We start from the raw sequence: 26,099 nt of genomic DNA, 5'->3' as shown, positions 1-26,099 counted from the left end.
GCACGATTTTCCCTACAGAGAGTAAGGTTTTACCTGACAGACGTCGGATTCCCGACGCGACTACCGAATTTTCAGAGATGTGCGTAATCCAGACCCGTGCGGATCGCATAGCGCATCAGCGCATTGGTGCCGTACAAACCCAGCGCGTTCATCAGCCGCGCACGATGCGTCTCCACGGTCTTGATGCTTACGCCCATCAGTGCGGCGATTTCCTTGGTGGACTTGCCGCGCGCGATGAGCTGCAAAACCTGGCGCTGGCGGGGCGTCAGCATCACCTGATCCTCCTGGCGCAGGGCGCCGCCACGGCGCTCGACCGCGGCATGTGAGATCGAGGGGCTCAGATAAATCTGCTTGCGTTGTACCGCACGCAACGCGAGGTGCAGTTCCATCGGGTCGGCGTCCTTGTCGAGAAAACCGGCGGCACCGTGGCGCAGCGCTGCCCGCACGTGCTGACCATCCGTCAGCGACGAAAGGATGAGCACCGCGACCTCGGGATAATGGCGATGGATCTGGACTAGGGCTTCGATGCCGGTGATCTTCGGCAGCTCGATCTCGGTGAGCACGGCGTCCGGGTGCAGTTGCCCGACCTTCTCCAGCAGCGCCTGGCCGTCGGCGACCTCACCGACGATTTGTGCATCCGTGTGTTCTTGCAGGAGTCGCTTCAAACCGGCGCGGACGAGGGTTCGGGGGTCGGCCAGGATGATGCGCATGTGACGACTCGCAGGTGATCCACAACGCGCTCATTGTCGGGAGACTCCTGACACCGCGCCGCCACCACCCGGCGAACGTGCGCCGGCGACCGACCGTCGGTGCCGGGTGAACACCAGGCGCTCGATCGCCGCGCCCAGTGCGTCGGTCATGGCGACGAAGCGGGCGCAGACCTCACCCTCGTGCACGCCGAGAATTTGCACCGGCCAGCACAGTGGTGCCGGCGCACTACCATGGAGATCGAGGGATGCCAGCCATTGCGTGCCCGGCGCAGGCGAATCCGGTGCGACCGGCCAGCTCAGCCCTTCCCGGCTCAGGCGCACCGGTCGCGTCGGCAGATCGCCGCGGCGTGCACGCACCACCGCCCCGAGCAATTCGAGCACGACGTCCAGCTTCTGGTGCAGACGTTCGATTTCGCTCTCGATCGCCCCGCCGGGTTCGCCACGCTGGTGACGCTCGTCGAGAATCGCGATCACGTGCAGCGTGCGCAGATTCTGTTCGTGCCAATGCGCGAGCTGTGCGGTGCCCGGTGGCTCCACGAGAGGTTCGAGCGTCAGCGGCAGGCAATCTCGATAACCGAGCCACTGATCGAGCAAGCCTTCCATGACGGTGTCCATTCAGGCCATCGGCGCGATGGCATCCCAGGCCGACTTGATGCGCCGTGTCAGATCCAAGAGCTCGTCGATCGCATCGACGTCGTCATGCAGGTTCGCCTGCAGCAGACGGCGGCCCATATAGTCATAGAGAGCATCCAGATTGCGGGCAATCTCGCCGCCGGATACATGATCCAGGCTCAGCCGCAAATGCTCGACGATGGCCAGCGCCGACGACAATGCGCGCAGCTTGGTCTGCCGGTCGCCGTGCCCGATGGCCCCACGCGCGGTGATCAACCGCTCGAGAATGCCGGCATAGAGCATCTCCACGAGCTTGTGCGGCGTCGCGGCTTCGACACCGGCATGGGCGGAAGTGGCGCGGTAATAATCGAGGGCAGCGGAGGACATGGGATGATGGGCATCGCGGCAGTCTTGCGCTCTGTATCGGCGATGCTGCGCGATCCTTGAGCGCTCACGAGCGCTTGTTGAGCTGGGCCAGACCGGTCAATTGCTGCGTCAGGAAGTTGCTGGTCGAGTTCATCTGCGCGATCAATGCATCGAGCGCGCTGAACTGTGCCTGGTAGCGCGCCTGCACACGCGCCATGCGGTCATCGAGCGCCTGCTGCTGGCCGTCGAGATCGCGCAGGCGCGCCTGCAGAGCCTCGGTCTTGGTGCCGATGCTGCCATCAGCGCCCAGCACCTCGTCGAGCACGGTAGCAAGACGCACGGCATAGCCGTTCTCGGCCGTGAACAGGCGCTCGACCGAACCGCGGTCGCTGGCAAGGGCAGCCGCCAGCTTGCCGCCATCGAGAACGAGAGTGCCATCCGTGCGGGTAGTGATGCCGATGTCGGCGAGATAGTCGAAACTGCCGGCTTCCACGGTCGCCCCAAGAACGTTGCGCAGGTTCTGCATCGCACTGCGCACGGCACCATCACCAGTGAGCGGCGCGGCACTGCGCTTTTCGGCGTCATAGCGTGTCAGCGAGGCGACTGTCGTCACCGCCGCGTTGTAGGCGTTGACGAAGGCCGAAACCGCCTTGGTGACCGCCTCATCGTCCGGCGCGAGCGTCAACGTGTGTACCTGGCCGGGATCGGCTCCGGTCAGGTGGAGCGTGACACCGTCGATGGCATCGCTGATGGTGTTGGACGACGCAAAATGATCGTAGCCCTCGATACGCACGTGCGCATCCGCAGCGGCTTGCTGCTCGGTGAACGACACCAGGCCGCTGGTGACGACGATCGCATGATCGGCGCCGGTCCGTGTGGCAGTGAGCAGCAAGCGTGTCCCGCCATCCGTGTTGATCAGCGTCGCACTGACGCCGGTATTGTCGCTGGTCGCGTTGATCTTGCTGCGCAGATCCGCGAGCGTGTTCTCGCCACCGCCGAGCGTGACCGTGAACGACTCCCCGCCGACGCTGATCTCGACGTCGCCATCGCCGAGCACCGTGGCACCACCGCCTGGATAGGCGGCACTGACGAGCTTGTGTGCGCGCGCCAGTGAAACGACCTCGATATCGTAGCGGCCGGCCGTGGCCGCGGCCGTCGCGCTTGCCGTGAAGGCGTCTGGATTGGAGACCGTCGCCTTGAGCGCACCGAGCACACCATCGGAGCGGAGCGCATCGAGCTTGGCCTTGACGTCGGACAGCGCGCCCTTGAACGTCCCCAGTGCCGAGAGCTGGACATTGAGCTTGTTCTGCGCCTGCGTGATGCGTGTCTGCGTCGGCGAACGCTCGGCAGCCACCAGTTGCGCGACCAAGGAGGCAATGTCCAAACCGGAGCCGATGCCGGAAGAGGTGATCGAAGGCATGGGTGTGTCGTCTCCTGTGCTTGAGGTCAGGCCACCGTGTCCACGACATGAGAAATCTGCTCGGCGAGGTAGCGAGCGATACGCATCGCCTCCTCGCTCGGAATCTGCCGCAGGATCGTGCCATCACGCCGGTCGAGTACGGTGATGACGATCCGTCCGAGTTCTTCATCGACGCGGAAGCTCAGCTCCGCCCCTGCACGTTCGGCATGTTTTTGCAAAGCCGCAGCGAGATCTTCCGGCGTGGCCGGTATCTCCGCGGTCAACGGCGGTCGTGGCACAGGCATGGTGTGTGTGGATGGCGCAGCAGCGACGCGACCGTCACCCCACGGTGCGGTCGGCGCCACCACGGCATTCGGCGCATTCAGCGCATTCACCATCTCCGGATCCTCCGGCTCGCTCCCCGGCCTGTGCTCCGTGGCCAGGCGAAGCCCCGGGGTGATGCACCCCGGGGTTCGTCCCTACTCTCATCCGCGGAGCAGGCTGAGGACGTTCTGCGGCATGCTGTTGGCCTGGGCCAGCATCGCAGTACCCGCCTGTTGCAGGATTTGTGCCCGCGTCAGATTGGCGGTCTCCACGGCAAAGTCGGCATCCTGGATGCGGGAACGCGCTGCCGAGAGGTTCTCCGAGGTCGTGGCGAGATTCGCCACCACCGACTCGAAGCGGTTCTGTACGGCACCGAGGCTGGCGCGCGCCGAGTTCACGGTAGCAAGCGCACTGTCCACCGACTGGATCGCGAGCTGGGCGGCCGCATAGGACGCGACGCTCAGCGTGTCGATGCCGGTGGTCGTGGTCAGCGTACTGAAGGAACCATTGGCATAACCGGCGATCGTGGCGTCGTCAGTCGTGCCTCCGATCGTGATCGCCACGGCGCTGGTCAGCGTGATCTGGCCGGTGGCGGCGTCGTACGAGGCTCCGACCCCCGACTGCTGCGAAACCGCGTTGATTGCGTTGACGAGCTGGCCGGCACGTTCGGCAGCACTCGTTGCCGCGCCGATGGCACCGATGTCCACACCGTTGATGGTGACACCACCGGCGGCGATCGCCGTCGCGTATCCGGTCAGGGTGGATGCAGAAACCGACAGACCCGCAGAGGTGTTCTGCGTCACCGAACCCAGCGCCGCAGTGTTGGCATCGACGATCGAGGAGACGGTGATGGTCTCACCGGCGTTGGCGCCGACCTGGAATACGGCACCGCTGAAGCTGCCGTCGAGCAGTTTCACGCCGTTGAAGCTGGTCTGATTGGCGACACGATCGATTTCCGCCAGCAGTTGCGTGACTTCGGTTTGCAGCGCAGCGCGGTCGGTATTGGTGTTGGTGGCGTTCGACGACTGGACGGCCAGCTCGCGGATGCGCTGCAGATTGCTCGTCACCGTGGCGAGGGCGCCTTCAGCGGTCTGCGCGAGCGAAATACCGTCGTTGGCATTGCGCTGAGCCTGGTTGAGTCCGCGGATCTGGGACGTGAACCGCTCGGAAATCGCCATGCCGGCGGCATCGTCCTTGGCGCTGTTGATGCGCAAACCCGATGACAGGCGTTGCAACGAAATGGACAGAGAACTCTGCGAGGTCGTCAGATTGCGCTGGGCATTGAGCGACATCACATTGGTATTGATCACTTGCATGGATAGCTCCTTCGTGAACTGAAACCGGACCCGGCGCCGTCCGGCTCCGGTCCTGCCGCAGCGGTCCCGTTGCCGGGCTCGATGATGGCCGCTGTTGCCGCCTTTATCGGGATGTCCCGCGAAAAACTTGAGAGAAAACGCCGACACGGGATAAACGGTCGTTCTACTGCGGAAGAACGGTATTCGTGGGTAGCTCGATAGTGGCCACGGCGCCGCTGGGTTCCGGATATCCGCACACCCGTCGGTGAATCCGCTGGTGCAAAAAAAGAGCGCAGTCCATGTCAGATATCGACATGATTTCCCTTGCGCGATCTGCCTGTGTCCATGCCGCAGCGCGTATCATCGGCGTGTTTACCCCATCGAGTCCGCGCCGTGTGGTTGTCCGACATTTCCATCAAACGCCCGGTTCTCGCGACCGTCATCAACTTGCTGCTGGTGGTCTTCGGCGTATTCGGACTGGCCAACATTTCGGTCCGCGAGTACCCCGACATCGACCCGCCGGTCGTCTCGGTGCGGACGAGTTATCCGGGCGCCTCCGCACAGATCGTCGAAAGCCAAATCACACAGGTCATCGAAGACCGCATTTCCGGTATCGAGGGAATCCGCTCGATTTCTTCTTCCTCGCGCGATGGCAGTTCGCAGATCACGATCGAGTTCTCGCTCGCCCGGGACATCGACGCTGCAGCCAACGATGTGCGGGATCGCGTCTCGCGCGTGATCGACGATCTGCCGGATCAGGCCGATCCACCGGAAGTCGTCAAAGCCGATGCAGACGCAAGCCCCATCCTATGGATGGTGCTGACCAGCGACCGGCTGGATGGCATGGCCCTCACCGACTACGCCGAGCGGTACTTGGTCGACCGCTTCACGAGCGTACCCGGCGTCGCGGAAATCCGCCTCGGCGGTGCCCAGCGCTATGCAATGCGTATCTGGCTCGACCGCGCACGTCTGGCTGCCCGCGGACTGACAGCGGAAGACGTCGAGAACGCACTCGTCCAGCAGAACATCGAGCGACCTGCTGGCCGCATCGAGTCCGAACAGCGCGAGTTCACGCTGCGCACGGCGCGACCATTCCGCACCCCGGAAGACTTCGCCGAGCTCGTGATATCCCGTGGCGCCGACGGTTTTCCGGTCCGCTTGGGTGACATCGCACGCATCGAGCTCGGCCCGCAAGACCCACGTGGCAGCTTCAAGGCCAATGGCGTCAGCTCGCTAGGGCTGGGCGTGATCAAAACCTCGAAAGCCAATACCCTGGAAGTCGCCGAGGGCATCCGCGCGGTGATGCGGCAATTGCAGCCGACACTGCCCGCGGGCATGAAGCTCGAGATGAATTACGACTCCTCGGCATTCATCGCCGCATCGCTCGATGAGGTGATGATGACCCTGATCATCGCCGCAGCGAGCGTGATCGTCGTGCTGTTGCTTTTCCTGGGCAGCGTGCGTGCGACCCTCGTACCCGCGGTGACGGTACCGATCTCGTTGATCGCGTCTTTCCTGTTTCTGTATCTGTTCGATTTTTCGATCAACATCCTGACCCTGCTCGCACTGGTGCTCGCGATCGGCCTGGTCGTGGACGATGCCATCGTCGTCGTCGAGAACATCCACCGCCGGCTGGAACTGGGCGAGCCGCCGCTGCTCGCGGCATTCCGGGGGACGCGCGAGGTGGGTTTCGCAGTCATCGCGACGACCGTGGTGTTGTGTGCGGTATTCGTGCCGATTGGGTTTTTGCAAGGTAACATCGGCCGGCTGTTTCGCGAGTTCGCGCTGGCGCTGGCCAGCGCGGTCGCGTGCTCGTCGATCGTCGCGCTGTCCTTGTCATCGGTGCTGTCGGCCGCGCTGCTGCGCAAGAATGACCATCGCAGCCGGGTGCTCGATGCGCTGGAACGAGGCTTCGAACGACTGTCGAACGCCTACCAGGCGTCGCTGCGCCGCATCCTGCCGCATCGGACGATATCGGTTCTGGTGCTGGCTGCACTGGTCGTTGGCGTGATCTTTCTGTTGCGGCTCATCCCGGAGGAATTCACGCCACCGGAAGACCGGGGCGGATTTTTTATCGGGGTGCGCGCGCCCGAGGGCGCGAGTTTTGCCTACACCGAGTCGTATGTTGACCAGATCGAAGCTCGCATTATGGCGCAGCTCGGCCAGGGCGAGATCGAGCGTATCATCGCCCGCATCCCCGATTTCGGAGGTGGCGAAGAAATCAACACGGCGCGGTTCATCGTCACCTTGACACCTTGGGACGAACGCACGCGCAGTTCCCAGCAGATCGCCGAAGATTACGTTGCCAAGCTCGGCGATCTCACCGGTGTCCGCATCAGCATTTTTCAGCGCGCCGGATTCGGCGTTGGCGGATCAAGCGTGCCAGTACAGATCGCCATCGGCGGTAGCCACTATGCGGAGCTGGCCGAGTGGCGAGATCGGGTTTTACAGCGCGCGCGTGCAATCCCCGGATTACTGCGCCTGGATTCGGATTATCAGGAAAACAAGCCGCAGATCGAGCTCGAGGTGGATCTCGCGCGCGCGGCGGATCTGGGCGTGCCGGTGGCCAGTATCGCCCGTGCCCTTGAAACCTTCATGGGCGACCGCCGGGTCACGCGCTTCGAGCGCAACGGCGAGGAGTACGACATCATCCTGCAATCACCGGATGACGCACGCCGCTCGCCTGCCGATCTGTCGGACATCTACGTGCGCGCCGCCAGCGACGGATCGCTCGTGCCGCTGTCGAGCCTCGTCAAGATGCGCGAATCCGCCGCGGCGGCGGCATACAACCGTCTCGACCGCATGCGCGCGATCACGATCAGCGCTGCGCTCGCGCCCGGCTACACGCTGGGCCAGGCCCTCGATGACCTCGAGTCGATCATTCGCGAGGAACTCCCTGATACGGTGCAGATCGGGTATCGCGGTGATTCGCGCGAATTCCGCGACGCAGGATCAGCGGTCGTGTTCACTTTTGCCATGGCCTTGCTGATCGTCTATCTCGCACTGGGTGCGCAGTTCGAGAGCTTCATCCATCCGATCGTGATCATGACGACCGTGCCGCTTGCGATCTTCGGCGCGCTGGCGGCGTTGTGGTCGCTGGACATGACGCTGAACATTTACTCGCAGATCGGCATCGTCATGCTGATTGGGCTTGCGGCAAAAAACGGCATTCTGATCGTTGAATTCGCCAACCAGTTGCGTGATGCCGGCCATGCATTCGATGACGCGCTCATCGAAGCCAGCCGCATCCGCCTACGCCCGATCCTGATGACCTCGTTCGCGACGATCGCCGGCGCCGTGCCGCTGATCCTCGCCTCCGGTGCCGGCGCGGAAGCGCGCCAAATCCTCGGCGTGGTGATTTTCTTCGGCGTTGCTTTCTCGACGGTGCTGACGCTGTACATCGTGCCGGTGTTCTACGGTCTGCTGTGCCGGCGCACCGGCTCGCCGGGGCGCCATGCAGCGCGCCTGCACAGCCAGATACGGCAAAGCAGCGAAGAGATCGTATGAAGCAGGATGCGTGTTGCTAGCGTCAGTCCAGAACCGCATGTGTCGATGTCTTCACGAGACATCGTGCAATTTGTACTTGCGTAACTGGCCGCGAAACTGGTGATAACTGAGCCGCAGCAGCTCGGCCGCTTTTTTCTGGTTGTAGCGTGCCGACGCGAGCGCGCAGCGCAGCAGGCGCATCTCGAATTCGGCAACCGTCCGCGCGAAGTCGAGCGGCAAGGCCGGATCGGCGTCGGCCACCGTGGTGGATGCCTGTGACGCGGTCATGGCAGTAGATGCTGGCGGCGGGCTCTCTCGCGTCCGTGGCCGGTACGGCGAGGCAAACGGATCGAACTCGATGTGCTCGACGACTTGCCGGGCGTTGTCGAGCCGATACACCGCGCGCTCGACGACGTTGCGCAACTCGCGCACATTGCCGGGCCAGTGATATTCCAGCAGCGCGCGTTCGGCTGCGGGAGAGAAGCCGGCAAAATACTCACGACCGAGTTCGGCCGCCATAGTCTCGGCGAATTTCCGCGCGAGCAGCAGGATGTCCTCACGCCGCTCGCGCAACGGCGGCACGGTGATTACGTCGAAGGACAACCGGTCAAGCAAGTCCTCGCGGAACTGCCCGGCGCGGGCGAGCGCCGGTAAATCGACGTTCGCGGCCCCGATCAGACGCACATCGACGCGGATCGTCTCGCTCGATCCGACCCGCTCGAATTCACCATACTCGACGACGCGTAGCAGCTTTTCCTGCAGGCGCAGGGACATCGACGAGAGCTCATCGATGAACAAAGTGCCACCATGGGCGAGCTCGAAACGGCCGACGCGCGCACGTGCCGCTCCGGTGTAAGCACCTGCAACATGGCCGAACAGCTCGGACTCGAGAAGCTCCTCGTTGAGCGCCGCACAGTTGAATTTCACGAACGGCCGCGCCCAGCGCTCGGACAGGTAGTGCAGCCGCGCTGCGATCAACTCTTTTCCCGTACCGCGTTCACCGATGATCAGAACCGGCTTGCGCAGCGGCGCAACCCGCGAGATGCGTTCCAGAACCGCGAGGAAATTGTCGGACTGCCCAAGAATCGGCTCGGGCGCATCGCGGGCATCCACGTCCATGGCGGAATCATCTCACAAAGTGGCTAAATCTGCCACTTGATGGCGGAAAATATCGCAAGCCACTGCGGGCAGCCCGGATCCGCACTGATGAGTTCTTTTAACATCAAGGTGTTACAAAAAGACAGCAGGTTGGCATGACCTTGGCTATGAGGGTGGTACTACCGCTGGACTCCAGGAGCCCGCCATGAACCGTTTTGCCTCGCTGCGCCTGTACACGCTCGTTATGACGGCAACCCTCGTCAGCCCCGCCATGGCCGTAGCGGGGGATGGCACAACCCCTTCCGTCGTCACCGGCATTGGCCGGATCATCGCCGCTCAGGGTAATGCCGCGCTCCTCCAGATCCGCCATGAACTGCGCGAGGAGCTCGAGCGCACCCTCAGGTCGTGGTGGTCGCCGCAAGACGTTTCTGCGCCGTCAGCGCAAACGTCTGCGCTTGAAACCACTGCGCAAGATCTTGACGGCTGATCCGTCACGTTTCATCGGAGCCATCCCATGGGCATCTTTTCCCGCCTTTCGGACGTCATCAATTCCAACATCCACGCCATGCTCGACAAGGCGGAGGATCCAGAGAAGATGGTCCGCCTGATCATTCAGGAAATGGAAGACACGCTCGTTGAAGTCCGCTCGATGGCGGTACGCACGTTGGCGCGCAGAAAGGAGCTGGAACGCACGATCGCACGGCTGCAGGCCGAGATCGACGACTGGGAACGCAAGGCTGAACTGGCGGTCAGCAAAAACCGCGAGGATCTGGCACGCGCCGCGCTCGGCGTGCGTCAACGCCTGGCCGAGCAACGAGCCTCCATCGAAAAAGAACTCGACCACGTCACCGAAGAACTCGCCAAACTCGACGAAGACACCCACAAGCTCAAAGCCAAACTCGCCGATGCGCGCCAGCGCCAGAAATCCATCATCCTGCGCCAGCAATCGGTCGCCTCGCGCCTGAAGGTCAAGACCCAGATCAGCGACCGCAAGATGGCCGATGCGATGCTGCGCATGGAACAATACGAGGGCAAAATCGATCGCATGGAAGCCGAGCTCGAGGCCTACGATCTCGGGACACGCAGCATCACGGACGAATTTGCACGACTCGAATCCGACGATAAGATCGAGGCGGAGCTGGCAAAATTGAAAGCCAGACTCGGTCGGTCCGATGCCCCGGGCCCGGACGACAAAGCCGGTGGCTGATCGGCCCTCTCACACCACTTAAGTGGGGAAACTCGTGTGGAAGCGCTGACGGAAGAGCTGGTTCCGCTGGTCGCGATCATCTGCATCTTCGTCATCATGCCGGGGATGGTGATGTATTTCATATACGCGGCCGTTATCGATCGCAGACGCCATCAGCGCGATGCGCAAACGGCCAGTGCGTCTGCCCATGCCGAACTCATCGCCCTGGCCGAGCGCATGGAACAACGCATCGAGGCGCTGGAGCAGATTCTCGATGCCGAATCGCCCGGTTGGAGAAACAAATACCATGACCGTCCGTAACCGCCTGCGCGACGAGATCAGCCTGTTCCGGCGCATGCGCCGCTTGCCGGCGCAGGGCTGGATCGCCGGCGTCTGCGCGGGTCTTTCCGAGTTTTTTGACTGGAACGTCAAGCTGATCCGCCTGCTCTTCGCGGCAGGCTTCATCTTGGGCGGCTTCTTCCCGGTGGGCGTGATTTATCTCGCGCTCTGGTACCTGATGGAGCCGGGCGATGGACCTGCCTCTGCGCGTACACCGGATACGCCGGACATCACCACGCTCAAACTCCGGTTTTCACGTCTCGAACAGCGGCTGCGCCATATGGAGGACTGCGTGGCCAGCCGCGACTTTGAACTGCGCCGGGAGCTGCGCAAACTCGAGGGCTGAGCTGCGTGGAACGCCGCGGCGCCCGGTGACCGCCGTTCATTCGATGCCAATGGCCGACACACCGCCGCCGGTCAGGCGCCGCAGCATGCGCTGCAGATTGCCGCGGGCCGGCGTCTCGTAGCGGCTCCGAAACCACTCGGTGTGGTATAGCTGCGGCCGCTGCAAGTAATCGCGCAGGATTTTCTTGCGCATGGTTGTGTACAGCGTCTGGGGCACATGGTGATGCTCCTGCCGTAGCTCGCGCTCATAAGCCTCATATCGCCGTGGCCGTGCCCCCAGAATCGCCAGATCGATGTCCGCGATCAGGCATTCATCTTCCGTCACTGGATCGACCTGCGGCGCCGTTGCCAGAATGAGCCCATAGACCCGCTCCACCGTGCCCGGATCCGCGCCAACCCGGCGCAAAACCGCCACCGCCCACTCGGCACTGCGGAGTTCGTTATCGCTGCGGCGCGCATCACAAACGGCATCGTGAAACCAGAGCGCGAGCTCCACCTCTTGCGGGTGGACGCAGTGTGCGCGCACACGCTCGAAGAGATCCAGACATTCGCAGACGTGGTGCAGGTTGTGATAGGCGCGACCCGGCCCGCTGTAGCGACAGCGCAACTCGGCATGGACCTCCGGATCGGCCGGCAATCCCAGCTCTGCGAAGATCTCATTCCAGCGCGCGAGATTGGCCATGCTCCATCCCGTGGAACGGACTGCCGTGGACACAGCCCCCGCCATTGCATCGGCATCCAAGCGGCAAGCTTGAGCAACCCGAGACAGAAACCGGCGCTATGCTTCAGAATCAAAGGGTGCGTAGCCACTCCCGTCATCCTCCCTTCGGTCACGTCGTGCGTCGATGCCCCCGGTTCTTCACCGCCGGTGCAGCATTCGCTACCGTGATCACTTTGCTCGCCGGCTGCAGCGGCGAATCGCCGGGTGCCGCCGAAGCGCCTGCGCGCGTGACTGTCCCCGTCGAAGTGCACACGGTGTCGGCGCGGCCGCTGGCGCATGAACTCGTCGCGGTCGGAAGCATCCGCGCAGACGAATCGGTGGTCGTCCGTCCAGAAATTGCCGGTCGCATCGCGCACATCGGCTTTGCCGAAGGGCAGGCTGTCAAGGCTGGCCAGCTGTTGTTTGCGCTCGACGATGCGATCTACCGCGCCGAGCTGGACCAGGCCCGCGCCAGTCTCGTGCTGGCCCAGCGCAATTTCGAACGCGCCACCGAGTTGTTTGCGCGCAAACTCGTTGCCCAGGCTGAACGCGACCAGGCCGCCGCGGCTTTCGATGCCGCAAAAGCAGCGATGGCCCTGGCCCAGGCACGGCTCGATAAGACCCGCATTCTCGCGCCTTTCTCCGGCGTCGCTGGGTTGCGTCAGGTCAGCCCCGGCGATTACGTCGCCCCGGGCCAGGATCTGGTCCATCTCCAAGCGATGGACCGGGTGAAGGTGGATTTGCGCATCGATGAGAGCGCACTGCCGATGCTCCGCGTCGGCCAGACGCTGGCGGTCGAGGTCGATGCCTATCCCGGCGAGCGTTTCTCTGGCGAGGTTTATGCGATTGATCCACGGATCGCCGACACCACGCGCTCGATCGCATTGCGCGCCCGTCTGCCCAATCCCGAGGGGCGCCTGCGCCCGGGCCAGTTCGCGCGGGTGCGGCTCGTACTCGGGCACAAAGCGGATGCGATCGTGATTCCGGAGCAGGCGATCTTCCCGCGCGGTGAGCGGCAATTCGTCTATGTCGTCGACGACGGCAGCGCCCGCCTGCGCGAGATCCGCGTCGGGCTGCGCATCCCTGGCGAAGCGGAAGTCTTAGACGGCCTGCGCGCCGGCGAGCGCCTGATCATCGCCGGATTGCAGCGTTTGAGTGACGGCACTCCCGTGCACGAGCAATAGGATCTCTGGCGATGGGACCAACCGCCACGCGCATCCTCGCCTTCGTCGTGCCGCTCGTGTATGAACGGCGTCGGCTGAATTTCGCCATCTTGCTGGCATTCACGGTCTGGATGTTCATGCTGGCGCTGCGCCTGGAACCCGATGCGGGCTTCGAAAAGCAGATCCCGCTCCAGCATCCGTACATGCAGATCTTCAAGCAGTACGAACAGGCTTTCGGCGGTGCCAACCTGATTTCGATCGCGCTGCTGCGCCGTGACGGTGGCGACATTTACGACGCCCACTTTCTCGAGACTCTGCGCCAGGTCACCGACGCGGTGTTCTTCCTGCCCGGTGTGGATCGTTCGCGGGTGACCTCGCTGTTCACCCCTGGGGTGCGTTACATCGAAGTCGTCGAGGGCGGTTTTGCCTCGGGCGATGTGGTGCCCCGCAACTACCGGCCCACGCCGCAAACCCTTGCGCTGATCCGCGAGAACGTCGGCAAGGCCGGCATCATCGGGCGTCTGGTCTCTGCCGACCAGCGCGGCGCGATGGTCGTCGCCGAATTGCTCGAGCACGATCCGACGACGGGCGAGCGCTTGGACTACGTCCGTGTCGCCGCCCAGCTCGAGGACATCCGGCGTCGCTACGAAAGCGAGACGATCGGCATCCATATCATCGGCTTCGCCAAGGTGGTGGGGGACGTGACCGACGCCAGTGGCGAAGTCGCGGCCTTCTTTGGCATCGCGCTGCTCTTGACGATGGCGCTGCTGTGGCTGTTCTGCGGTTCTTTCAGGCTGTCGCTGCTACCCCTGGGTGCGGCACTGACCGCCGTCGTCTGGGAGCTGGGCCTGCTGCGCCTGGCGGGTTTCGGGCTCGACCCATTCGCCATCCTGGTGCCATTCTTGATCCTGTCGATCGGCGTATCTCACGGCGTCCAGTACATCAATGCCTGGGGGCACGAGGTCGCCGAGAACGGACGCGACTCGTACGAAGCCTCGGTCGAGACGTTTCGCCGACTGTTCATCCCCGGCACGGTCGCGATCGTCACCGACGTCATCGGCTTTGCAACCCTCGCATTCATCCAGATCGAGATCGTGCGCGAAATGGCGCTCAACGCGGCGATGGGCATGGCCGCGGTGATCGTCACCAACAAGCTGATGCTGCCGATCGTGCTGTCCTGGGTCCGCCTGCCGGACATCGAAAAATTCCGGCATCGTGCGCAACGGCGCGCCCACATCGGGGATCGGGTGTGGCGGCATCTGTCCGTGTTCGCAACAGGCCCGTATGCGCGCGTTACCCTCGCCGGCGCTGCCGCCGCGCTGCTCTGGGCGCTGTCCATGTACCCGCAGCTCACGGTCGGCGACAGCCAGGTTGGGGTACCCGAGCTGCGGCCGGACAGCCGCTACAACCAGGATTCACGCACGATCGCCGCGCATTTCGCGATCGGCGTCGATTTACTCAAAGTGCTCGCGATCGCCGGCGAACAAGGCTGTGTCGATCCGGTGAAGATGGAAGCGATCGACCGCTTTACTTGGCATATGCGCAACACCGAAGGCGTGCAATCGGTATCGTCATTGCCGATGATCGCCCGCCAGGTGCGAGCGGGCTGGTTCGAAGAAGCACCGAAATGGCGCGTGCTGCCACGCAATCAGGCGGCACTGGCTCCGCTGGTCGCGCCGGTACCGACCGCACTGGGTCTGCACAACCCCGACTGCAGTGTGATGCCGGTACTGGTGTTCACGACCGATCACCGCGCCGAGACCATCGACCGCGTGATCGAACGGGTCAAGCGCTTCGACGCCGAAAACCGCGGCAGCGGTGTGACCTTCGCGCTTGCCTCCGGCAACATCGGTGTGATGGCGGCGACCAACGAGGAGATCCGGGCCCGTGAGCTTCTGGTCATCATCTGGGTGCACGCGACTCTGGGTTTGTTTGCCTGGCTGTCCTTTCGCACCGTAGCCAGCGTCGTCTGCATCCTCACGCCCCTCGTGCTCTGTTCGCTGCTCACCTATGGACTGATGGCAACGCTCGGGATTGGCATGAAGCCGGCCACTCTGCCGGTTGCTGCCTTTGGTGTCGGCATCGGGGTTGATTACAGTATTTACCTGTGGAGCGTCCTTGCCGCACAACTCAATCGCGGACATGATCTGCAAGCCGCTTACTTTGAGGCATTGCGGCATACCGGCAAAGCCGTGATCTTCACCTCGGCCTCTCTGATCGTGAGCGTCTGTACCTGGCTGTTTTCCGGGCTGCAGTTCCAGGCCGACATGGGCTTGTTGCTGCTATTCATGTTCAGCGCCAATCTGCTCGGCGCGATTCTGCTGCTGCCTGCCCTAGCCTACCTGATTCTGCCATCACGACGAACGGCCTGAACTTCGATCCCGCGCGAAGCTCAAAGCAACCAAAACGACGAGGAGACGCGCCACTTTGGCGTAAGACCATCCGATGCCAAGACCGATCCGTTCTCTGCTTCTCTGTCTGTGCAGCCTGACGCTGCTGCTTGCGACCGCCCATGTCCAGGCCAAGGTATCGGCCGCCGAAGCCGCGAAGCTCGATCGGGAATTGACCCCCATCGGCGCCGAGCGCGGTCCATCGGCCGACGGCCGCATCCCCGAATGGACCGGCGGCCTGCCGCAGCGGGAAATGAAACGGGGCGAAAACCCCTATGCGGCAGACAAACCCTTGTTCGTGATCACAGCACAGAACGTCGCCGCATATGCCGACGTGCTCACCGAAGGCTACAAGGCGCTGTTCAGAACCTTTCCGGACTACAAGATGATCGTTTACCCCACCCGCCGCTCGGCGTCTTATCCGGACTGGTTCTACAAGGCCACGAAAGACAATGCGACGAAGGTGGAACTGGTCAACGAGGGCTATGGCTTCTGCTGCACGGCGCAGGGATACCCCTTCCCGATCCCCAAAAACGGCACGGAGGTGATGTGGAACCACATCATGCGCTACAACACGCGCGGCTACAGAGGCTATGTCAACGCAGCGGCCACCGCTGCCGACGGGTCTTTCGTCGTCCAGCGCGACTATCTCGAGCTCACCTACGTATACAACAACGTCAAATCGACGGTCGAGTCGCTCAAGGGAATGAATCTCTACGCGTTCACCAAGACCGTTGCGCCACCTAACAAGGCCGGCGAAGCGCATCTGCTGCACGTACCGATCGACCGAATCAAGGATCAAACCGGCGTCTGGGTTTATAACAACAGCGTCGGTCGCGCGCGACGCATTGGCGAAGTCGGTTACGACAATCCCCTGTTCGACGGGCTGATGACGCACGACCAGATCGACATGTTCAACGGCCCGCTCGACCGATACACGATCAAGCTCCTCGGCAAGAAGGAGATGATCATCCCGTACAACAGCTACAAGCTCTACGACCCGACGCTCAAATACAAAGACATCATCCGCAAAGGTCACATCAATCAGGATCTCGCCCGCTACGAGCTGCACCGCGTCTGGGTCATCGAGGCCGAAGTCAAGCCTGGATTCGCACACCGCTACAAACGTCGTACCTTCTACCTGGACGAAGATTCCTGGATCGTCCACCTGCAAGACATGTACGATGAACGCAACCAGTTCTGGCGGACGGCGGAGTCACATTCGATCGCTTTCGCCAACGTCCCGGTCGTGGTCAACGGGGTGCAGGTGCACTATGACCTGCAATCGCGCCGTTACGTGGCGATCAACCTCACCAACGAGGAGCGTGAGATGATCGAATACGACTGGGAAAAAGACCCCGGCTATTTCACGCCCGCCACGCTCAAGAAGTTCGCAACCACCTCACAGAAATGACGGCTGTGCCACCATCGCCCGAAATGGCCGGCCGCACGGTGTCTAAAGTTCAGTACGAATTCAGCTCGGCAGTCTAGGCTTGTCACAAGCCTGTCGTGTCAGGCGGCCTTATGTGGAGTCAGCCATGAACCGATCCATGCCCGGTGTCATCGCAATGGCCATCGCGCTAGCCGCCCCTCTTGCTCATGCCGATCACCGCCGCTACGAGGACATCGAGTACGCCAAGGTAATCCGTGCCACACCGATATACCGCAGCGTGCGCATCGAGGAGCCCCTGCGGGAATGCTGGGACGAGCGCGTCGTCTACCCAGGCCGTGGTGGGTACTGGACCGACAGCGGGACCAGCGGCGCACTCATCGGCGCCATCGCCGGTGGGGTCGCCGGGCATCAGTTCGGCAAGGGACGCGGCCGGGATGCGGCTACGGCGGTCGGCGCCCTCATCGGCGCCAGCATCGGCCATCAGATCGCAGTGCAGCATACCCCGCCCGTGCGCGAGCGCATCGGTTACGAACGGCGATGCAGCACCGCCTACGAGACCCGCTACGAGGAGCGTATCGAGGGCTACGACGTGACTTATCGCTACAACGGGCGCCTTTATCACACGCGTATGCCATACGATCCGGGCGATCGCATCGCGATCCGGGTCGATGTCCGTCCGGTCGGATATGCCCGGTACTGATCCGGCGATGATGCCCTGCTCTCTTGCTGCCCGTGGTGAAGACACGCGTCTGCGCGGACCGGCGCATCTGGGGGGATGCACAAACCGGCGCATTTGTGCAAAAACTGCGCGGCATGCACACGCATGACCGATGTCCGAACACATTCAACCGGTTCGATGCGCAGATTGCTTCTCATCCTGTGCTTGATCGCGGCCGCGCCGCTCGCCTTCGCCCGGGGCAAGGTCGACCGTGATCGTCCGCCCGAGCGGATCCCGGAACCGGAGCTGGTCGCGCCGGGGCTTGTACCGCCCCGGGATGGGCGCCAGGCACTGCCGATGATGCAGCCCGCCATGACGCCTGCGGAGGCGGCGCGGCAGGTGCAGCGACAGCATGGCGGCCGCATCCTGGCCGTACAGCCCGATGGTCTGGGCTATCGTGTGAAAGTACTCAAAGACGGCGAAGTCCGTATCTACTCGGTCACACCCTGATTCCATTGGACGAACAACCCATGCGCGCATTGGTCATCGAGGACGATCCGGCGTTGCGCGAGCAAGTCGTACGCTTTCTCACTGCGGATGGTTTCGTCGTGGACGCCGCCAGCGATGGAAACCAGGGCGCCTACATGGCCCAAGAATATCCGGCCGACGTCGCCGTCATCGATCTGGGCCTGCCCGGCACACCCGGGATCGACATCATCCGCCGGGCCCGCGCCAGCGGGCGCAAGTACCCGATCCTGATCCTGACCGCGCGCGATGGCTGGCAAAGCAAGGTCGAGGGTCTCGAAGCCGGCGCCGACGACTATCTGGTCAAGCCTTTCCACCGCGAGGAATTCATTGCGCGCGTGCGGGCATTGCTGCGTCGTGCCGGCGGCTGGACCTCGGCCCGGCTCGTCTCCGGTCTTTACGTCATCGACACCAGCGCCAAGACCGTGACGGTCGATGGCAAACCGGTGGATCTCACCAGCTACGAATACCGGGTCCTGGAATACCTGGTCATGCACGCCGGCAAGGTCATCTCCAAGGCCGAGCTGACCGAGCATCTTTATGCCGAAGACGAGGAGCGGGACAGCAACGTCATCGAGGTCTTCATCCGCCGGCTGCGAGCCAAGCTCGATCCGGACAGCCGCTACAATCCGATCACGACGATCCGCGGCGCAGGTTACCGCTGGGACTTGCCGCGCAACTGAATCCGCCCGGAGGACGGGATACGCCATGAACTCGCTGCGCGGCCGGCTGCTGGTCGCGGCCGCGGTGATCCTCGCGGCTTTCGGCAGCCTGGCCGGGTTGATCCTCGAACGCGCTTTCATCGGCGGCTTGCTGCAGGCCCAGCAGGACAAACTGCAGACACTCGTCTACTCATTGCTCGGCGCGGCATCGACGAATGCCGCCGGCGGGCTGACGATCGCGCTCGACGCCGTGCCAGACCCGCGCCTGCGCCAGCCGCTGTCCGGTCTGGAGGCCGCTCTGCTCGACGAAAACGGCGCGATCGCCTGGAGCTCGTCCGATTCTTTGCGCCTGACGCCACCGCAACTGCCCCAGGTCGGCGAATGGCGATTCGACCGTCGCGACGATCTCCACGCCTTTTCGCTGAGCTTTGGCCTGCGCTGGATCGATGCATCGGACGATCCGCGGCGCTATACCGTCGTCGTGCTAGAAGACGCCACGGCCTTCGACCGCCAGGTCGGCGTGTTCCGGCGCACGCTCTGGGGATGGCTGGGCGCAACGCTGATCGCGCTGACCTTGATGCTGCTGGTGCTGCTGCGCTGGGGGCTGGCGCCGCTGCGCCGTCTGGCATATGAACTCCAGCAGATCGAACGCGGCGAGCAGACGCAGATCACCGGCCAGTATCCCGACGAATTGCAGCCACTCACCCGCGATCTCAACGCGATGATCGTCAACGAACGGAATCAGCAAACGCGCTACCGCAATGCGCTGGGCGATCTGGCGCACACGCTCAAAACGCCGCTCGCGGTCCTGCGCGGACTGACGGCGGAGGCCCATCTGGATCCGGTACACCGGCGTCAGATCCACGAGCAGGTCGATCGCATGCAACACATCGTCGATCACCAATTGCGCCGGGCCGCTGCCGTCGGCACACGCACGCTGACCGAGCCGGTGGCGCTGCGCGGGCTCGCCGACAAGCTACTCAGTGCGATCGCCAAGGTGTACGCGGACAAGAACCTGCAGATTGAGAACCAGATTCCCGAAACACTGCGCGTGCGGGCCGATCAGGGCGACCTCTACGACCTGATCGGCAACCTGCTGGACAATGCTGCCAAGTACGGCCACACCCGGGTGCGCATCAGCGCGCTGAACGCGCATCGCCAGTGCCTGATCGTGGTCGAAGATGATGGCGAGGGCTTCCCCCCCGATGCCGACCGGCTCTTGCGCCGCGGCGCACGGGCGGATACCCGTGTACCGGGTCAGGGGCTCGGTCTGGCTGCCGTCGACGAGATCGTGCAGGCCTACGGCGGGCAGTTGCATCTGGAGCGCTCTGAACTCGGCGGCGGCAAGGTGGTTGTCGTCCTGCCCGTGCACTGACCGGGCATGATCCTCCACCGTGAACCAAAATCCACGCCGGCTCAAACCGGGGGCAGACGCAGAAAGTGCTCGCGGTAATACCGCAGCTCGTCGATCGAATCGCGAATGTCGTCGAGCGCAAGATGGGTGGAACTCTTTTTCACGCCCTGGGCCAGCTGCGGCGCCCAGCGCAGACACAGTTCCTTGAGCGTGCTCACGTCGAGATTGCGGTAATGAAAATACCGTTCCAGCTCGGGCATCCAGCGTGCGAGGAAGCGACGGTCCTGGCAGATCGAGTTGCCGCACATCGGTGACTTGCCGGGGGGCACCCAGCGCGCCAGAAAGTCGAGCGTCAGCGCCTGGGCTTCGGCTTCATCGATGCGGCTGTCGCGCACGCGCTGGATCAAGCCTGAACCGCCGTGCTGGCGGGTGTTCCATTCATCCATCGCCGCGAGCGCTTCTTCCGGCTGATGGATGGCGATCACCGGCCCCTCGGCGAGCACGTTCAGATGCGCGTCGGTGACGATGGTCGCGATCTCGATGATGCGGTGGCGCTCCGGAATCAACCCGGTCATTTCCAGATCGATCCAGATCAAGTGGCTGGGGTCGGGACTCATCTCAGGCAATGGCAGCGAGCGGGTGATATCTTCGGCTGACCGACCCCACCCCGGCAAGAATATCGCGCAGAGGCAGAACATGACTGGTCGCGGCGGCATTCTCGGCATGATCGGCAACACCCCGCTGATCGAGCTCCAGCGCTTCGACACCGGCCCATGCCGGCTGTTCGTAAAACTCGAAAACCAAAATCCGACCGGCAGCATCAAGGACCGCATCGGCCTGTCGATGATCGAAGCCGCCGAGCGCGAAGGCCGCATCCAGCCCGGCGGTACGTTGATCGAAGCCACCGCGGGCAATACCGGGCTCGGGCTCGCCCTGGTCGCAGCCCAGAAAGGTTATCGCCTGATCCTGGTCATCCCCGACAAGATGGCCCAGGAGAAGGTGCTGCACCTCAAGGCGCTCGGTGCCGAATGCCGAATCACACGCAGCGACGTCGGCAAGGGACACCCCGACTACTACCAGGACATGGCCGAGCGCTTGAGTCGCGAGATTCCGAACAGCTTTTATGTCAACCAGTTCGCCAATCCCGCGAATCCGCTCGCGCACGAGCTGACCACCGGCCCGGAAATCTGGGCGCAGACCGACCAGATGCTCGATGCCGTCGTCTGCGGCGTCGGCAGCGGCGGCACGCTGACCGGACTGTCGCGTTACTTTGCACGTGTCGCACCGCACGTGGAAATGGTGCTCGCCGATCCGCAAGGGTCGGTGCTGGCCGACGTCGTACGCACCGGGTCGATCCAGAAACAGGCCGGCAGCTGGCTGGTCGAGGGTATCGGTGAGGATTTCGTCCCCCCGAACTGTGATCTGTCGCGCGTGCGCAAGGCATACGAAATCAGCGACCGTGAAAGCTTCGAGACCGCGCGCGAGCTGCTGCGCCGCGAGGGCATTCTGGCTGGCTCGAGCACCGGTACCTTGCTGGCCGCCGCACTGCGCTATTGCCGCGAGCAGACTGCGCCCAGGCGCGTCGTCACCTTCGTCTGCGACAGTGGCAACAAGTATCTGTCGAAGATGTACAACGATTTTTGGTTATTCGACCAGGGGCTGCTCGAGCGTCCGCGCCAAGGCACCCTCGTCGATCTGATCGTCCGCCGCTATGCCGAGGGCTCGGCGGTCACGGTACGGCCCGAGGATACGTTGCTGCACGCCTATCGGCGCATGAAACTGTTCGACATCTCGCAACTGCCCGTCATGGATGGCGAGCGCATCGTCGGTATCATCGACGAATCGGACATCGTCCAGCATGTCCATCTCGATCCGGATCGCTTCAAGGACACCGTCGCCACGGCCATGGTCACGCAACTGGAAACGGTGGCCCCCGATGCGCCGATCAGCGAGCTGATGCCCATATTCGCCCGCGATCACGTCGCGATCGTTGCCGACCAGGGCAGATTCCTCGGCCTGATCACCCGCATCGATCTGCTCAATTACCTACGCAAACAGTTGTAACGGTTGTAATGGCATGCACGAAACGATTGCCGTCGTTTTCGATTTCGACGATACGCTCGCACCAGATACGACGACCGGCTTTCTGCGCCACAGCGGACTCGTCGATGCCAGCCGGTTCTGGAAGGAAGAAGTCGATCCGCTGATCACGCGCGAGGACTGGGATCCCGTGCCGGCTTATCTCTATCGCATGATCGAAGCCGGCCGTAGCGGGTGTATCCCCCCGATCACCCGTGAGCGGCTCGCCGACTGGGGGCGACGGGCACCGCTGCACCCGGGCGTGGAGACACTGTTTGCGCGGCTACGCGCCGCCGTGCGCGAGACCCACCCGCGCGTGCAGCTCGAGTTCTACGTGATTTCCAGCGGGATCGGCGATGTCTTGCGCGCAACCCGGATCGCGCATGAGTTCACCCAGATCTGGGCCTCGGAATTCCACTACGGCAGTGACGGCCAAGCGGTATTCGTGCGCCGGGTGATCAGTTTCACCGACAAGACACGCTATCTGTTCCACGTGCAAAAAGGTCTGATCGGCCCGGATCACGTCGGTCGGCCCTTCGAGGTCAACCGCAAACTGTCACCGGAGCAGATTCGCGTGCCGTTCCGGCAGATGATTTTCGTCGGCGATGGCTATACCGACATCCCCTGCTTTTCCCTGCTCAGACAGCACGGCGGCATCCCGATTGCGGTTTACGACCGTCACCGCGAGGACAAATGGGGATCGGCTTTCCAGTTCGTGCGCGACGGCCGTGTCGCCAATCTGCACGCGGCGAATTACGCAGAGGATTCCGACCTGTCCAATTTTCTCGTCATGGCCGTGCGCAGCCTGGCCACCGACATCGCGCTGGCAGCGCGGACTTACCAAGGATGACACCGATGAGCACCACGACCATGGGGTTTTTCACCCGCTGCATCCATGCCGGCCAGGCGCCCGATCCCTCGACCGGTGCGATCATGCCGCCGATCTACGCAACATCCACCTACGTCCAGGACAGCCCCGGCATCCACAAAGGCTACGAATACTCGCGCACGCAGAACCCTACACGCTTCGCTTACGAGCGCTGCGTGGCAGATCTCGAGGGTGGCAAACGCGCGTTTGCCTTTGCCTCGGGCCTTGCAGCGACGGCCACCGTACTCGACTTGCTCGAACCGGGTGCACACGTGATCGCCGCCGATGACATGTACGGCGGCACTTATCGCCTGTTCGCACGGGTTCGCGAAAAGAGCGCAGGCTTGACGTTCAGCTATGTGGACATGCGCGATCCCGCGAACGTCGAGGCCGCGATCCGTCCCAAGACCCGGCTGATCTGGGTGGAAACACCAAGCAATCCCATGCTCAAGCTCGCGGATCTGACCGCCATCGCCGCAATCGGCCGCCGTCATGGCGTACTGACGGTGGCCGACAACACCTTCGCGAGCCCGTATCTGCAACGGCCCCTGGAGCTGGGTTTCGACATGGTCATGCATTCGGCGACGAAATACATCAACGGTCATTCGGACGTCGTCAATGGCCTGCTCATCGTCGGCGATGATCCGGCTCTCGCCGAACGGCTCGCGTTCCTGCAGAACGCCGTCGGCGCCGTGGCCAGTCCGTTCGACAGTTTTCTGGCCTTGCGCGGCGTCAAGACACTGGGACTGCGCATGCAACGGCATTGCGATAATGCCCTGGCACTCGCGCAATGGCTGGAGCAGCATCCGAAAATCGCGCGCGTGCACTACCCGGGCCTGTCCTCACACCCCCAACATCGGCTCGCCCAGCGGCAGATGCCGCGCGGCTATGGCGGCATGATTTCGGTCGAACTCAAAGGCGGGCTCGAAGCAGCCCGACGTTTTCTCGAGCGCTGCGAGCTGTTCGCGCTTGCCGAGTCGCTCGGCGGGGTCGAGAGCCTGATCGAACATCCCGCGATCATGACCCACGCCAGCGTCCCCCCGGACCGGCGTGCCGCGCTCGGCATCAGCGATGCGCTCTGCCGCCTCTCCGTGGGCATCGAGGATTTCGAAGACCTGCGTGCCGATCTCGATCAGGCCCTGCGCGGGTAGAATCTGCCTGCTTTCGGCACAACCCGAGTACCGTCATGTCCGAGTTGAGCAAAAAGACGTGCGTGCCCTGCGAAGGCGGTGTCCCGCCACTGGATCTGGCCGCCGCAACCAGCCTGAAGAAGCAGCTCGATGCGCGCTGGCATCTGGTCGAGGACGGCAAGATGATCGAGGCCCGCTTCAGCTTCGACAACTACTGGCAGACCACGGCATTCGTCAATGCGGTGGCGTGGATCGCACATACCCAGGACCACCATCCCGACATCCACTTCGGGTACAACACGGTCACCATACGGTACTGGACCCATGCGGTGAACGGCCTCACCGAGAACGACTTCATCTGCGCGGCCAAGATCGACGCACTGCTCGCATGAAGCGCAGGTGGCATCACCCCACCTCACCGGATGCTGCCCTGCGCCTGTTGCAGACCCGCCTTCCGGACACGTCACGCGACATCAGCCGTTGAGTCTCAGACCGCAGTGCGCCCGGAAAGCGCATGGGCGAGTGTGCCGGCATCCACATACTCGAGCTCACCCCCCATCGGCACGCCATGGGCGATGCGGCTGACCTTGATCCCCCGTGCCTTGGCCATCTCGGCCAGATAGTAAGCCGTCGCTTCACCCTCGACGGTCGGATTGGTTGCAATGATCACCTCGCGCACCCAGCCTTCGTCGAGCAGCGCCGCCAGGCGCGGCAGACCGAGCTCGTCGGGACCGATGCCGTCGAGCGGGGACAGCCGGCCCATGAGTACGAAATAGCGCCCGCGGTACGCCGTGCCGTGCTCGATCGCCACGAGATCCGCCGGACCCTCGACGACGCACAAATGGCCACCCGCGCTGCGCTCGGGAGTGCAATACCGGCAAGCCTCGTCCTCACAGAACATCCGGCAGCTCGGGCAACGCCCGATACCCTCGAGTGCCTCGCCAATGGCGAGCGCGAGCTGGCGTGCGCCGTCGCGCTCGCGTTCGAGCAGGTGAAAAGCCATGCGCTGCGCCGACTTGGGACCCACTCCCGGCAAACGGCGCAAGGCTTCGATCAAACGATTCAGGCGCGGACTGTAGGTGCTCACGGCATGCGATCGGCACAGGGGCCAATAGGATACCCGTCACCAGCCGCGAGTCTTCAAAAAGTCGGCTTGCGCAAGTGTTTTTCCTGCATCACGACCGCCGCGATCTCTTCGATGGACATGTTCGCCGAGTTCACGAACGGAATCCCGAAGCGCCGGTAGAGCTGCTCGGCCTGGCGCAGTTCGTAGGCGCATTGCGACAGCGAGGCGTAGCGCGATCCCGGACGACGTTCGGTGCGTACCTGCGCCAGCCGTTCCGGATCGGAAGTCAGACCAAAGCAGCGCGACTCCAGTCCTTTGAGCGCCGACGGCAGGCGCAGATGGTCTAGATCATCTTGCGTGAGCGGAAAATTCGTCGCATACAAGCCGTGCTGCAAGGCCAAGTACATGCTCGTCGGCGTCTTGCCGCATCGGGAGGGGGCGATGAGGATCACATCGGCGCGCGACAAGTCGCGGGTGGAGGCGCCATCGTCGTGTTCCATCGCATAGCTCACGGCTTCGATGCGATCGTGGTAGCGCCGAGGATCAGCCAGACCGTGCGCACGCCCCTGGGCATGGGTCGAGCGGACCGCCAGTTCCTTTTCCATCTCGTGGATGAAGCGGTCGAATAAATCGATGAACAGGCCCTTGACGCCGCGCAGGATCGCGCGCACCTCATCGTTGACGGTCGTGCTGAAGACCAGTGGCCGCTGGCCCGTCTGGCTGCCGATGAAATTGATATAGTCCACGGTGCTTTTCGCCCGCTCCACGGTATTGACGAATGGCAAAGTGGCCGTGTCGAAGACCAGCCCCTCAAACTGGGTCAGCAGCGTGTTGCCCAGCGTCTCGGCCGTGATGCCGGTGCCGTCGGAGACGAAAAATACGGGTCTGGAAGCAGCCATCGGAGTCCGTCAGGACGCGGCAATAACCGCGGTGCGTCAACTTTACCTGCTG

General features: G+C 63.2%; 27 protein-coding genes. 16 read left to right on the top strand and 11 right to left on the bottom strand.

Annotated elements, in window-relative coordinates:
• Positions 1 to 71: 71 nt before the first annotated feature.
• The 6 genes from BMZ48_RS02860 to BMZ48_RS02835 form a co-directional block, all read right to left on the bottom strand.
• Positions 72 to 710, bottom strand: coding sequence for a response regulator (locus BMZ48_RS02860; protein ID WP_091531529.1), 639 nt, complete (start codon positions 708 to 710; stop codon positions 72 to 74).
• Positions 711 to 740: 30 nt separating this feature from the next.
• The gene (locus BMZ48_RS02855) at positions 741 to 1,325 is read right to left on the bottom strand and encodes a PilZ domain-containing protein (protein ID WP_091531527.1); all 585 of its coding nucleotides are present in this window, start codon (positions 1,323 to 1,325) and stop codon (positions 741 to 743) included.
• Positions 1,326 to 1,709, bottom strand: coding sequence for a flagellar export chaperone FliS (gene fliS, locus BMZ48_RS02850; RefSeq protein ID WP_091531524.1), 384 nt, complete (start codon positions 1,707 to 1,709; stop codon positions 1,326 to 1,328). It lies immediately after the preceding gene.
• A gap of 64 nt (positions 1,710 to 1,773) precedes the next feature.
• Positions 1,774 to 3,108: a flagellar filament capping protein FliD gene (fliD, locus tag BMZ48_RS02845; RefSeq protein WP_091531522.1), complete on the bottom strand. Its 1,335-nt coding sequence runs from the start codon at positions 3,106 to 3,108 to the stop codon at positions 1,774 to 1,776.
• Between the two features lie 26 nt (positions 3,109 to 3,134).
• Positions 3,135 to 3,485: a flagellar protein FlaG gene (locus tag BMZ48_RS02840; RefSeq protein WP_091531518.1), complete on the bottom strand. Its 351-nt coding sequence runs from the start codon at positions 3,483 to 3,485 to the stop codon at positions 3,135 to 3,137.
• 87 nt (positions 3,486 to 3,572) lie between these two features.
• On the bottom strand, positions 3,573 to 4,727 hold the full coding sequence (locus BMZ48_RS02835) for a flagellin (protein ID WP_091531514.1): 1,155 nt from the start codon (positions 4,725 to 4,727) through the stop codon (positions 3,573 to 3,575).
• 372 nt (positions 4,728 to 5,099) lie between these two features.
• Between BMZ48_RS02835 and BMZ48_RS02830 the strand changes: the two genes are divergently transcribed.
• A complete protein-coding gene (locus tag BMZ48_RS02830) occupies positions 5,100 to 8,213 on the top strand; it encodes an efflux RND transporter permease subunit (RefSeq protein ID WP_091531511.1) in 3,114 nt (1,037 codons plus the stop codon).
• A 51-nt stretch (positions 8,214 to 8,264) separates the two neighbouring features.
• Here the strand turns inward: BMZ48_RS02830 and pspF are convergent, their stop codons facing one another.
• Positions 8,265 to 9,311 (bottom strand): phage shock protein operon transcriptional activator, encoded by a 1,047-nt coding sequence (pspF, locus tag BMZ48_RS02825; RefSeq protein ID WP_234981492.1) that lies wholly within the window; start codon positions 9,309 to 9,311, stop codon positions 8,265 to 8,267.
• Positions 9,312 to 9,495: 184 nt separating this feature from the next.
• Between pspF and BMZ48_RS02820 the strand changes: the two genes are divergently transcribed.
• Genes BMZ48_RS02820 through BMZ48_RS02805 form a run of 4 tightly spaced genes read left to right on the top strand, consistent with a single transcriptional unit; the run spans position 9,496 to position 11,161 of the window.
• Positions 9,496 to 9,777 (top strand): hypothetical protein, encoded by a 282-nt coding sequence (locus BMZ48_RS02820; RefSeq protein WP_091531507.1) that lies wholly within the window; start codon positions 9,496 to 9,498, stop codon positions 9,775 to 9,777.
• Between the two features lie 27 nt (positions 9,778 to 9,804).
• Positions 9,805 to 10,497 carry a phage shock protein PspA gene (pspA, locus tag BMZ48_RS02815; protein WP_091531503.1) on the top strand — a complete coding sequence of 231 codons (693 nt, stop codon included), beginning with the start codon at positions 9,805 to 9,807 and terminating at the stop codon, positions 10,495 to 10,497.
• Positions 10,498 to 10,533: 36 nt separating this feature from the next.
• A complete protein-coding gene (pspB, locus tag BMZ48_RS02810) occupies positions 10,534 to 10,797 on the top strand; it encodes an envelope stress response membrane protein PspB (protein WP_143383604.1) in 264 nt (87 codons plus the stop codon).
• A complete protein-coding gene (locus BMZ48_RS02805; RefSeq protein WP_159431054.1) occupies positions 10,784 to 11,161 on the top strand; it encodes a PspC domain-containing protein in 378 nt (125 codons plus the stop codon). The genes pspB and BMZ48_RS02805 overlap by 14 nt, the downstream gene beginning before the upstream one ends.
• A 36-nt stretch (positions 11,162 to 11,197) precedes the next feature.
• On the opposite strand, the gene BMZ48_RS02800 is transcribed toward BMZ48_RS02805, so the two are convergent.
• Entirely contained in the window at positions 11,198 to 11,842 is a 645-nt protein-coding gene (locus tag BMZ48_RS02800) for an HD domain-containing protein (RefSeq protein WP_091531496.1), read from the bottom strand.
• A 203-nt stretch (positions 11,843 to 12,045) separates the two neighbouring features.
• On the opposite strand from BMZ48_RS02800, the gene BMZ48_RS02795 reads away from it, so the two are divergent.
• The 7 genes from BMZ48_RS02795 (at position 12,046) to BMZ48_RS02765 (ending at position 20,026) form a co-directional block, all read left to right on the top strand.
• Positions 12,046 to 13,044: an efflux RND transporter periplasmic adaptor subunit gene (locus tag BMZ48_RS02795; protein ID WP_200769483.1), complete on the top strand. Its 999-nt coding sequence runs from the start codon at positions 12,046 to 12,048 to the stop codon at positions 13,042 to 13,044.
• Between the two features lie 11 nt (positions 13,045 to 13,055).
• Positions 13,056 to 15,395, top strand: a complete 2,340-nt coding sequence (locus BMZ48_RS02790; protein ID WP_091531490.1) for an efflux RND transporter permease subunit — start codon at positions 13,056 to 13,058, stop codon at positions 15,393 to 15,395.
• 73 nt (positions 15,396 to 15,468) lie between these two features.
• On the top strand, positions 15,469 to 16,827 hold the full coding sequence (locus tag BMZ48_RS02785; protein ID WP_091531489.1) for a DUF1329 domain-containing protein: 1,359 nt from the start codon (positions 15,469 to 15,471) through the stop codon (positions 16,825 to 16,827).
• Positions 16,828 to 16,951: 124 nt separating this feature from the next.
• Positions 16,952 to 17,506 (top strand): glycine zipper 2TM domain-containing protein, encoded by a 555-nt coding sequence (locus BMZ48_RS02780; RefSeq protein WP_091531487.1) that lies wholly within the window; start codon positions 16,952 to 16,954, stop codon positions 17,504 to 17,506.
• A gap of 156 nt (positions 17,507 to 17,662) precedes the next feature.
• Complete coding sequence (locus BMZ48_RS02775) at positions 17,663 to 17,974, top strand: hypothetical protein (RefSeq protein WP_143383603.1); 312 nt, start codon at positions 17,663 to 17,665, stop codon at positions 17,972 to 17,974.
• Positions 17,975 to 17,994: 20 nt separating this feature from the next.
• The gene (locus BMZ48_RS02770) at positions 17,995 to 18,672 is read left to right on the top strand and encodes a response regulator transcription factor (protein ID WP_091531479.1); all 678 of its coding nucleotides are present in this window, start codon (positions 17,995 to 17,997) and stop codon (positions 18,670 to 18,672) included.
• 25 nt (positions 18,673 to 18,697) lie between these two features.
• Positions 18,698 to 20,026 (top strand): ATP-binding protein, encoded by a 1,329-nt coding sequence (locus tag BMZ48_RS02765; RefSeq protein WP_091531476.1) that lies wholly within the window; start codon positions 18,698 to 18,700, stop codon positions 20,024 to 20,026.
• 41 nt (positions 20,027 to 20,067) lie between these two features.
• Here BMZ48_RS02765 and orn read toward each other — a convergent pair whose 3' ends face one another.
• Positions 20,068 to 20,622, bottom strand: a complete 555-nt coding sequence (gene orn, locus BMZ48_RS02760) for an oligoribonuclease (protein WP_091531472.1) — start codon at positions 20,620 to 20,622, stop codon at positions 20,068 to 20,070.
• A 79-nt stretch (positions 20,623 to 20,701) separates the two neighbouring features.
• Between orn and BMZ48_RS02755 the strand changes: the two genes are divergently transcribed.
• From BMZ48_RS02755 to BMZ48_RS02740, 4 genes are read left to right on the top strand one after another with little or no spacing between them, the layout of a single operon-like run.
• On the top strand, positions 20,702 to 22,069 hold the full coding sequence (locus tag BMZ48_RS02755) for a pyridoxal-phosphate dependent enzyme (RefSeq protein ID WP_091531469.1): 1,368 nt from the start codon (positions 20,702 to 20,704) through the stop codon (positions 22,067 to 22,069).
• A 13-nt stretch (positions 22,070 to 22,082) separates the two neighbouring features.
• Complete coding sequence (locus BMZ48_RS02750; protein ID WP_091531465.1) at positions 22,083 to 22,934, top strand: HAD family hydrolase; 852 nt, start codon at positions 22,083 to 22,085, stop codon at positions 22,932 to 22,934.
• The gene (locus BMZ48_RS02745; protein WP_091531461.1) at positions 22,931 to 24,103 is read left to right on the top strand and encodes a cystathionine gamma-synthase; all 1,173 of its coding nucleotides are present in this window, start codon (positions 22,931 to 22,933) and stop codon (positions 24,101 to 24,103) included. The genes BMZ48_RS02750 and BMZ48_RS02745 overlap by 4 nt, the downstream gene beginning before the upstream one ends.
• 35 nt (positions 24,104 to 24,138) lie before the next feature.
• Positions 24,139 to 24,474 (top strand): 4a-hydroxytetrahydrobiopterin dehydratase, encoded by a 336-nt coding sequence (locus tag BMZ48_RS02740; protein ID WP_091531458.1) that lies wholly within the window; start codon positions 24,139 to 24,141, stop codon positions 24,472 to 24,474.
• 95 nt (positions 24,475 to 24,569) lie between these two features.
• Here the strand turns inward: BMZ48_RS02740 and recR are convergent, their stop codons facing one another.
• Both recR and ppsR read right to left on the bottom strand, forming a co-directional pair.
• Entirely contained in the window at positions 24,570 to 25,169 is a 600-nt protein-coding gene (gene recR, locus BMZ48_RS02735) for a recombination mediator RecR (protein ID WP_091531450.1), read from the bottom strand.
• A gap of 53 nt (positions 25,170 to 25,222) precedes the next feature.
• Positions 25,223 to 26,047: a posphoenolpyruvate synthetase regulatory kinase/phosphorylase PpsR gene (gene ppsR / locus BMZ48_RS02730; RefSeq protein ID WP_091531446.1), complete on the bottom strand. Its 825-nt coding sequence runs from the start codon at positions 26,045 to 26,047 to the stop codon at positions 25,223 to 25,225.
• Positions 26,048 to 26,099 lie beyond the last annotated feature (52 nt).

Source organism: Fontimonas thermophila (assembly GCF_900113085.1).
Lineage (GTDB): Bacteria > Pseudomonadota > Gammaproteobacteria > Nevskiales > Nevskiaceae > Solimonas > Solimonas thermophila.
This window is presented reverse-complemented; position numbering and strand designations above follow the sequence as displayed.

Bases quoted from the DNA above. Each gene is read 5' to 3' on its own strand.
- BMZ48_RS02860 (WP_091531529.1), bottom strand. From the start codon at position 710: ATGCGCATCATCCTGGCCGACCCCCGAACCCTCGTCCGCGCCGGTTTG.
- BMZ48_RS02855 (WP_091531527.1), bottom strand. From the start codon at position 1,325: ATGGACACCGTCATGGAAGGCTTGCTCGATCAGTGGCTCGGTTATCGA.
- fliS (WP_091531524.1), bottom strand. From the start codon at position 1,709: ATGTCCTCCGCTGCCCTCGATTATTACCGCGCCACTTCCGCCCATGCC.
- fliD (WP_091531522.1), bottom strand. From the start codon at position 3,108: ATGCCTTCGATCACCTCTTCCGGCATCGGCTCCGGTTTGGACATTGCC.
- BMZ48_RS02840 (WP_091531518.1), bottom strand. From the start codon at position 3,485: ATGGTGAATGCGCTGAATGCGCCGAATGCCGTGGTGGCGCCGACCGCA.
- BMZ48_RS02835 (WP_091531514.1), bottom strand. From the start codon at position 4,727: ATGCAAGTGATCAATACCAATGTGATGTCGCTCAATGCCCAGCGCAAT.
- pspF (WP_234981492.1), bottom strand. From the start codon at position 9,311: ATGGACGTGGATGCCCGCGATGCGCCCGAGCCGATTCTTGGGCAGTCC.
- BMZ48_RS02820 (WP_091531507.1), top strand. From the start codon at position 9,496: ATGAACCGTTTTGCCTCGCTGCGCCTGTACACGCTCGTTATGACGGCA.
- pspA (WP_091531503.1), top strand. From the start codon at position 9,805: ATGGGCATCTTTTCCCGCCTTTCGGACGTCATCAATTCCAACATCCAC.
- BMZ48_RS02805 (WP_159431054.1), top strand. From the start codon at position 10,784: ATGACCGTCCGTAACCGCCTGCGCGACGAGATCAGCCTGTTCCGGCGC.
- BMZ48_RS02800 (WP_091531496.1), bottom strand. From the start codon at position 11,842: ATGGCCAATCTCGCGCGCTGGAATGAGATCTTCGCAGAGCTGGGATTG.
- BMZ48_RS02790 (WP_091531490.1), top strand. From the start codon at position 13,056: ATGGGACCAACCGCCACGCGCATCCTCGCCTTCGTCGTGCCGCTCGTG.
- BMZ48_RS02785 (WP_091531489.1), top strand. From the start codon at position 15,469: ATGCCAAGACCGATCCGTTCTCTGCTTCTCTGTCTGTGCAGCCTGACG.
- BMZ48_RS02780 (WP_091531487.1), top strand. From the start codon at position 16,952: ATGAACCGATCCATGCCCGGTGTCATCGCAATGGCCATCGCGCTAGCC.
- BMZ48_RS02775 (WP_143383603.1), top strand. From the start codon at position 17,663: ATGCGCAGATTGCTTCTCATCCTGTGCTTGATCGCGGCCGCGCCGCTC.
- BMZ48_RS02770 (WP_091531479.1), top strand. From the start codon at position 17,995: ATGCGCGCATTGGTCATCGAGGACGATCCGGCGTTGCGCGAGCAAGTC.
- BMZ48_RS02765 (WP_091531476.1), top strand. From the start codon at position 18,698: ATGAACTCGCTGCGCGGCCGGCTGCTGGTCGCGGCCGCGGTGATCCTC.
- orn (WP_091531472.1), bottom strand. From the start codon at position 20,622: ATGAGTCCCGACCCCAGCCACTTGATCTGGATCGATCTGGAAATGACC.
- BMZ48_RS02755 (WP_091531469.1), top strand. From the start codon at position 20,702: ATGACTGGTCGCGGCGGCATTCTCGGCATGATCGGCAACACCCCGCTG.
- BMZ48_RS02750 (WP_091531465.1), top strand. From the start codon at position 22,083: ATGCACGAAACGATTGCCGTCGTTTTCGATTTCGACGATACGCTCGCA.
- BMZ48_RS02745 (WP_091531461.1), top strand. From the start codon at position 22,931: ATGACACCGATGAGCACCACGACCATGGGGTTTTTCACCCGCTGCATC.
- BMZ48_RS02740 (WP_091531458.1), top strand. From the start codon at position 24,139: ATGTCCGAGTTGAGCAAAAAGACGTGCGTGCCCTGCGAAGGCGGTGTC.
- ppsR (WP_091531446.1), bottom strand. From the start codon at position 26,047: ATGGCTGCTTCCAGACCCGTATTTTTCGTCTCCGACGGCACCGGCATC.